The following is a 7,907-nucleotide window of genomic DNA, read 5'->3' as shown; positions in this document are numbered from 1 at the left end:
GCACCGTGCCCTGACCCGGTTGGGCACCTGGGGTGGGCTGGTGCGGTATCGGATGGAGTTGATGCCGGAGATCTCCGGGAAACTGGAACAAGCCATCACCGCCGTGGTGTCCCCGAAATCGAAACCCGCCTTCCTCAACGGTGACCAACCGGCGGACGGTGGCCTGGATGACCGCACCTCGCCGCAGCGGCGGCATGACGCGTTCGCGTCCCTGATCGACGCCGCCGCCCGCAGTGCCGAGGTTGCGTCGATGGGTGGTGCTGCACCCACCGTGCTGGTCACCGTGGACGAACACGACCTCCGGCAGGGGCGTGGTGCCGGGTGGATCGACGGGGTTCAGGAGCCGATCCCGATGACCGCGGTCACCCAGTTCGCCTGCGCCGGCGGCATCCAAAAACTCCTCCTGAAGGACGGACGCATCGAATCGTTGTGGTCACCGGAACGCTGCTTCACCCCCCAACAACGCCGCGCCATCGCCGCCCGCGACAAAGGATGCGTGATCCCCGGGTGTCGGATCCCGGCCAGCTGGTGCGAAATCCACCACGTGCAAGAACACTCCCACGGCGGACCCACCGACACCGGCAACGGAGTCGCGCTCTGCTGGTACCACCATCACTACGTCGACACCGGAGGATGGGCCATCAAGATGATCCACGGGGCACCACACGTACGCGCACCAGCATGGATCGACCCCACCGGGCAATGGCGACCCACCGGAACCTGGCGGCCGACCGGCACCGCACGCGGCAAACCCCGACGACGCGAATGACCTCACGAACCCCGACGACGCGAACGAGCGTGCCCGGGGCAACGCCCGCAGCGCGGTTCGTGCGGTTCCGGCAATTCCCGGATGGGGGGCGGTGTCGCTTTGCCAACACGGTCCGGTACGCGTTGCCATGCGGACAGGGAAGCGTCCACTGTTCAGACGGGATTGGTGAACGAGACCGGCTTTCCTGTGGCGCTGGCTGCAACTTCCCAGCTCATGGACGTGCCGAGGTATCCGCCGGGACTAACGACCAGAACACGATCAGCGAGGTCGATCTTGCGCAGGTACCTCACGGCTGATCACCTAGCGCGCATCCACTCTCTCGAATGTGCGCCGGTATTCGCTCGGGCTCACCCCGGTGATGCGCCTGAAGTGCGCACGCAAGTTCGCCGCCGTACCGAGTCCGCAGAGCTCAGAGACCCGGTCCACGCCGAGCGCCGTCGTCTCGAGCAGTTCGCGGGCGCGATCCACCCGTGCAGCGTTCAGCCATTTGAGCGGAGTCGTGCCTGTCTCGGCCGTGAACCTGCGGGCGAACGTACGAGCGGATGCGTGTGCGTGCGCCGCGAGATCCCTCACTGTGAGCGGTCGGTCCAGGTTGGCCATCGCCCAGTCCCGCGTCGCCGCGAGCCCGGACGCCGCCACCCCAGACATCCTTCTCGGCCCAGGGAGCGGTCGGTCGATGAACTGAGCCTGACCGCCATCCCTGTGCGGTGCCGCGACGATGTCGCGCGCTACGGCATTCGCCACCGCCGTGCCGTGATCAAGGCGCAGGATGTGCAGGCACACGTCGATGCCGCTCGCGACGCCTGCCGAGGTGATCACGTCGCCCTCGTCGACGAAGAGCACACCGGGGTCGACGGTGACGAGCGGGTACCGCTCGGCGAGGGCATCCGTGTATCGCCAGTGCGTCGTGGCGCGGCGCCCGTCGAGCAGGCCCGCGGCCGCGAGGGCGAAGGCGCCGGTGCAGATGGAGACCATGCGCGCGCCTCGGCGAGAGGCGGATCGGAGCGCCTCGACGGCGCCTGCCGGCACCTCGCCGAGAGCGTCGCGGAACGCCGGGACGATCACCGTGTCCGCTTCCTTCACCGCCTCGAGCCCGTGGGTGGCGTTGACAGACCAGCCGGCGGTCGTCTCGACGGGACCCGCTTCGCAGCCGCACAGCACCACGTCGTAGGGCAGCTCGAGGTGGTCGAAGATCTGGAACGGCATCCCGATCTCCATCGGCAACGCCCTCCCGAGCACCAGAACGGCGACGCGATGACGCTGTATGGAGTTCAGTGAAGCGGTCATGGCAGAAATCTATCGCAGATGGTCATTCTTGCCACTCGTGCGCGGCATCCAGCCGCGTCAGAGTGGCGGCATGGACCTCATGACGACCCGCACGGATGCCGCACCGCACCTGCGCATCGCCCGTCGCCTCGCCCCCGCGCAGGCCCTCTACATCTTCGGAAGCTCTGTCGATCTCACTCTCACCGGCATCGTCGGTGCGCGACTCGCTCCGACGACGGCGCTGGCGACCGTGCCGTTCAGCCTCATCCCGGTCGCGGCGGTCGCCTCGACGTTTCTGTTCTCCCGGCTGATCGGACGGTACGGCTACCGGGCCGTCTTCACCGCAGCCGCAAGCGTCGCCGTCATCGCCGGAGTCGTCTCGGCGCTGGCCGTGCAGCTCGACCTCTTCTGGCTGTTCTGCGTGGGCACCGGCCTGATCGGCGTCTACTCGGCCGGCGCAGGCTACTACCGTTACGCCGCGGCGGATGCGTCGGGGAGCCAGCGAGCGCGCGCGGTCACCACGGTGCTGGCTGGCGGGCTCATCGCTGCTCTCCTTGGTCCGTTCCTCGCGACCTGGGTCAGCGGGCTGTTGCCCGTCGCCTTCGTGGCGAGCTACCTGCTCGTCGCGCTGTTCGGTGCGCTCGCGGCAGCCTGGAACGCCATGCTGCCGCGGCAACTGGCGTTGCAGGGTCGTCGGCAGGCTGCGTCCGTGCAGACAGCGGCCGATTCCACCGACACCAAGACCGAGGCGGCGACGGCCGCAGCCGACGACAAACCGCGCTCTCGCCGAGCGCTCTGGCGCCAGCCGGTGCTCATCGCCGGCGTTGCTGCGACATCGTTCTCCGCCGTCTCGATGACCTCGATGATGACGGCCGGTCCCATTGCGGGCATGGCCATGGGCCACACCGAAGCGGATGCCGCCTTCGCCGTGCAACTGCACATGATCGGCATGTTCGCGCCGGGCTTCGTGATCGCGAAAGTGATCGGCCGGCTGGGGGAGCGCGCCGTCGCGATCGGGGGAGCGATGCTGATCGTCCTGGCCGGCGCCGCGGCTGCGTGCAGCACCGATCAGTGGGCGTTCCTGACCGCGATGTTCGCCGTCGGCGTGGGCTGGAACCTCGCCTACAGCGGCGGAAGCGCGCTGATCACCGACGCGTACCGGGCGTCCGAACGCGGTCGTGTGCAACCGGTCGCCGAGGTGATCACGAACGGCTTCCAGGTCGTCGGATCGCTGAGCGCCGGCATTCTGGCCACGGTCCCGGGGTGGCGGATGCTCGGCGTCGCCCTGATCGTGCTGGCCATCGCGGTCTCGATCGGCATAGCCGCGGTGCGCCGAGTCGCCGCCTGAGCTGCCGCTGACTGACTCTGGCGGCCCCCGCCCTCACGAGCGGGCCGAACGTTGCGCTCGCCGACCGACGCACGCCCGGTTCGTTGCGCCGCACGCCGCGCCAGGCGGTGCCACGGCGCGTTCCCCCGGCATAGTCTCGAGTTCATGGCGCAGGACGACGGCATCCGCACCCCCGGCGGAACCCCTCTCCCCGACGACGGCTTCGCTGGCCTCCCTTCCGGCGGCTTCGCTGGCCTCCCCGACCGTGGCACCCTCGGCGGCCCCAACCGGAACTCGGCAACGGGACCGTCGACCGGGCTGCCCGACGACGACCTCGCCCAGCGTGCCATCGAGTTGGTGCGCGCGTGGTTGCAGGCATCCGAGGCGCGGGATGCCATTCCGGAGGCCTCCAAGCGCGACCCGGCGGCGGAGCGACTGGCAGGTCTGCTGCAGGACCCGCGCGGACTCGACTTCGCCGTCGGCTTCGTCGACGGCGTCGCCCGCCCGCAGGATGTCTACGCCGCGGCGAAGAGCCTGCACCAGCTGGGGCGGGCGGTTCCGCGGTTCCTGCCCTGGCACCAGCGCTTGGCGATAGCGGTGGGTGGCGCGATCGCTCCGGCCGCCCCGTGGATCGTCATCCCGATCGCGCGTCGCGTACTGCGATCCATGGTGGGACACCTGATCGTCGACGCTACGCCGGCGAAGCTCGGCAAGGCGATCGCGCGGCTGCGCCACGACGGTGCCACGGCCGGGGCAGCCGGGCACATCCGTCTCAACCTGAACCTGCTCGGCGAGGCCGTGCTCGGCGAGAACGAGGCGGACGCGCGCCTGGAAGGCACCCGCGAACTGCTCGAGCGCGACGACGTCGACTACGTGTCGATCAAGGTCTCGAGCGTGGCCAGCCAGCTGTCGATGTGGGCGTTCGACGAGTCGGTCGCGCGCGTCGTGCAGCGCCTCGCCCCGCTGTACCTGTATGCGGCGTCCAGTCCGACCCCGAAGTTCATCAACCTCGACATGGAGGAGTACCACGATCTCGACCTGACGATCGCGGTCTTCAAGAAGCTGCTGGGCGACCAGCGGTTGATCGGCCTCGAGGCCGGCATCGTGCTGCAGGCGTACTTGCCCGATGCTCTGGATGCCCTGCAAGACCTCACCGAGTGGGCGCAGAACCGCAGAGCGGCGGGTGGTGCCCCGATCAAGGTGCGCATCGTGAAGGGCGCCAACCTGCCCATGGAGCGGGTGGATGCCGCGCTGCACGGCTGGCCGCTGGCGACCTACGACGGCAAGGTGCACACCGACGCGAACTACAAGCGCGTGCTCGACTGGGCGCTCACGCCGGAGCACACGCACGCCGTGAAGATCGGCGTCGCCGGGCACAACCTGTTCGATGTCGCGCACGCCTGGCTGCTCGCACGCAGCCGCGGTGTCGACGACCGCATCGACTTCGAGATGCTGCTCGGCATGGCGGCCCAGCAGGCGGATGCCGTCGCCCATACGGTGGGCGAGCTGCTGCTGTACGCGCCGGTCGTGCATCCGCGGCACTTCGACGTGGCCATCTCGTACCTGATGCGCCGGCTGCAGGAGAACGCCGCCGACGAGGACTTCCTCTCCGCCGCGTTCGAACTCACAGACAAGCCCGAGCTCTTCGAGCGCGAGAAGGCCCGATTCCTGGCTTCCGTCGCCGAGTACGAGGCGGATGACGGCCCTCGCGGACTCGCACCCCTCCCGAACCGCAGACAGGACCGCGCCCGTGAGTGGGTCGAGACCGACCCGACGACGCTGTTCCACCCGCGTCCTGCGCCCGTCGACCCGGCCGCCGAGGCGGCCGAGGAAGGGCTCACGGCGGCGGTGCTGGGGCTGCAGCGCGGATCGCGTGGCAGCGCGCTCTTCCCGACCACCGGCATCGTTCTGGAGCCAGGCGACGCGGTCGCTGCCGAGCCGGAGCCGGAATCCGAGACAGAAGATCCCGATTCTATTTCCGCTACCCGACCGCCGGGACGGCGGTCGGCGCTGGCGTCGCAGCAGAGGCCAGAAATGGCCTCTGCTCCTAGCTCCAGCGCGCCCCGGGCCTTCCGCAACGAGTCCGACACCGACCCCGCGCTCCCGGCGAACCGGGCGTGGGGGCGCCGCATCCTGGCATCCGTTCCGTCGTCGGCCCTCGGCGAGCAGACCCTGGCCGCGTCGCGCGTGACGGACGAACGGATGCTCGACACGCTCCTGTCCACCGTGCAGAACACCGGAGCCGAATGGGGCTCCATTCCCGGAAGTGCACGCGCCGCGGCCCTCGACCGGGTCGGCCTGGCGCTGTCGGCGAATCGTGACCGGCTGATCGAGGTGATGGCCTCCGAGACCGGCAAGACGATCGCGGAGGCGGACCCCGAGGTGAGCGAGGCCGTCGACTTCGCGCACTACTACGCGGCACTGGCCCGCGAGCTCGATACGGTGCAGGGCGCGACGTTCGTGCCTTCCCGCCTCACGGTCGCGACCCCGCCGTGGAACTTCCCGGTGTCCATTCCGGCGGGAAGCGTGCTGGGCCCGCTCGCCGCCGGGAGCGGCGTCGTGTTCAAACCGGCACCGCAGGCGAGGCGCTGCGCGGCGGTGCTGGCGGAGTGCATCTGGGAGGCGGGCATCCCGCGCGAGCTGATGGCACTTGCAGACGTCGACGAGGGCGAACTCGGCCGGGCGTTGATCTCGGACCCGAGGGTGGATCGCGTCATCCTCACCGGCTCGTACGAGACGGCGAAGCTGTTCAAGAGCTGGCGCCCCGACCTGCCGCTCCTGGCCGAGACCAGCGGCAAGAACGCGATCGTCGTCACGCCGAGCGCCGACGTCGACCTCGCCGTCGCCGACGTGGTGAAGAGCGCGTTCTCGAACGCCGGCCAGAAGTGCTCTGCTGCGAGCCTGGTCATCCTCGTCGGGTCCATGGGCACGTCCCAGCGCTTCCTCGACCAGCTCGCCGATGCCGCCGAAAGCATCTACGTCGGATGGCCGGAGCAGCCGGTCACGTGGATGGGACCGTTGATCGAACCGGCGGCAGGCAAGCTCGAGTACGCGCTGACGCAGCTGGAGCCGGGCGAGGAGTGGCTCGTACAGCCGCGGAAATTGGATGACTCGGGTCGGCTCTGGTCCCCGGGCATCCGTACCGGAGTTCAGCCGGGCTCGCGATTCCACCAGACCGAGTTCTTCGGTCCGGTCCTCGGCATCATGCACGCACGAACGCTCGAGCAGGCGGTCGAGTGGCAGAACGCGGTGGACTACGGGCTCACGGCGGGCCTGCACTCGCTGGATCCGGACGAGATCGAGTACTGGCTCTCCGTGGTCGAGGCGGGCAACCTCTACGTGAACCGGGGTATCACCGGCGCGATCGTGCAGCGGCAGCCGTTCGGCGGCTGGAAGCGGTCGTCGGTGGGTGCCGGGCATAAGGCCGGCGGACCGAACTACCTGTTCGGGCTCGGCTCGTGGACCGGGAATGCCGGCTCATCCAGCGCCAGCCTGCACCTTCGCGGACTCGACTCGCGAGTCTCGCGGGTCATCGAGTCAGCCCAGCCGGCGATGAGCTACGAGGAGTTCGATCTCGTGCGGCGGTCGGCCCTCAGCGACGCCATCGCGTGGGCCAATGAGTTCGGCGTCGTGCGAGACGCGGCGAACCTCGGCGTGGAGCGCAACCTGTTCCGGTACCGCCCGGTCCGGGTGAGCATCCGGTTGAGTGAGGGCGTCGGACTCGCGGCGCTTCTGCGCGTGCTCGCCGCGGCGACCCTGGTTCGCGGACGGTTCGACGTGAGCAGTCCGATGCAGCTGCCGCGACCGCTGCGCGAGGCGCTGCACGAACTCGGCGTCGCCGACACCGTCGAGACGGATGCCGCGTGGCTGACCCGAGTGGCGGCATCCGGTGCCGCCGTCGATCCGGAAGGCCTTCCCGCCGAACGCATCAGGATGATCGGCGGAGACGCCGCCGAGCTGGCGCGAACGCTCGGCGATCGCATCGACATCGCCGTGTTCTCCGGGCCGGTGACGGCATCCGGGCGGGTCGAGGTGCTGCCGTTCCTGAAGGAGCAGGCGATCTCGATCACGAACCACCGCTTCGGAAGCCCGACCCGCCTGACCGACGACGTGATCTGAGCGGGCGGATTGCCGCGCAAAGCTGGCACGAACCGCAAGAGAGCCTGACGATTCCCTGACAGTGACTCAGTTTCTGAGTGTGCCCGCAGGAGCGCTCGCGGTAACCGCATTCCTGGTCAGATGACCAAGATACGGGTACGGGGGATCGGATGTTCGTGCGCTTCAGATCCGCGCCAGCACGCGGATCTCGGCGGGGCACGCACACCGAACACGGCAGGCCGTCTCGGCCACAGGCATCCGTCCTGCGCGCCGAAATAGCCCCTGATCTGGTTCTTGAGAACCTGAATGACCCCTGGCAACCATGTGGTGCCGCCCGCCTACCGTGGACGACTGCCGGTGAAGACCGGCTTTTTGCTTTCACCCGAACTGATCCCGAACTCTTCGTGGTGGCCGTACGTACGTGCGGGCCACCCGCCTGGTCTCTAC

General features: G+C 69.1%; 5 protein-coding genes. 3 read left to right on the top strand and 2 right to left on the bottom strand.

Features of this window, described 5'->3' with window-relative positions:
* Positions 1-40 precede the first annotated feature (40 nt).
* Complete coding sequence (locus tag ACYVII_RS11750) at positions 41-769, top strand: HNH endonuclease signature motif containing protein (RefSeq protein WP_460535175.1); 729 nt, start codon at positions 41-43, stop codon at positions 767-769.
* Between the two features lie 152 nt (positions 770-921).
* Here ACYVII_RS11750 and ACYVII_RS11745 read toward each other — a convergent pair whose 3' ends face one another.
* Together ACYVII_RS11745 and ACYVII_RS11740 are read right to left on the bottom strand one after the other, a co-directional pair.
* A complete protein-coding gene (locus tag ACYVII_RS11745; protein WP_460535166.1) occupies positions 922-1,059 on the bottom strand; it encodes a hypothetical protein in 138 nt (45 codons plus the stop codon).
* 10 nt (positions 1,060-1,069) lie between these two features.
* Positions 1,070-2,056, bottom strand: coding sequence for a helix-turn-helix domain-containing protein (locus tag ACYVII_RS11740; protein ID WP_460535164.1), 987 nt, complete (start codon positions 2,054-2,056; stop codon positions 1,070-1,072).
* On the opposite strand from ACYVII_RS11740, the gene ACYVII_RS11735 reads away from it, so the two are divergent.
* Together ACYVII_RS11735 and ACYVII_RS11730 are read left to right on the top strand one after the other, a co-directional pair.
* On the top strand, positions 2,055-3,383 hold the full coding sequence (locus ACYVII_RS11735; protein WP_460535162.1) for an MFS transporter: 1,329 nt from the start codon (positions 2,055-2,057) through the stop codon (positions 3,381-3,383). The genes ACYVII_RS11740 and ACYVII_RS11735 overlap by 2 nt on opposite strands.
* Positions 3,384-3,527: 144 nt before the next feature.
* Positions 3,528-7,481: a proline dehydrogenase family protein gene (locus ACYVII_RS11730; RefSeq protein ID WP_460535160.1), complete on the top strand. Its 3,954-nt coding sequence runs from the start codon at positions 3,528-3,530 to the stop codon at positions 7,479-7,481.
* The last annotated feature ends 426 nt before the right edge of the window (positions 7,482-7,907 follow it).

It is taken from the genome of Humibacter ginsengiterrae (assembly GCF_054780115.1).
This window is presented reverse-complemented; position numbering and strand designations above follow the sequence as displayed.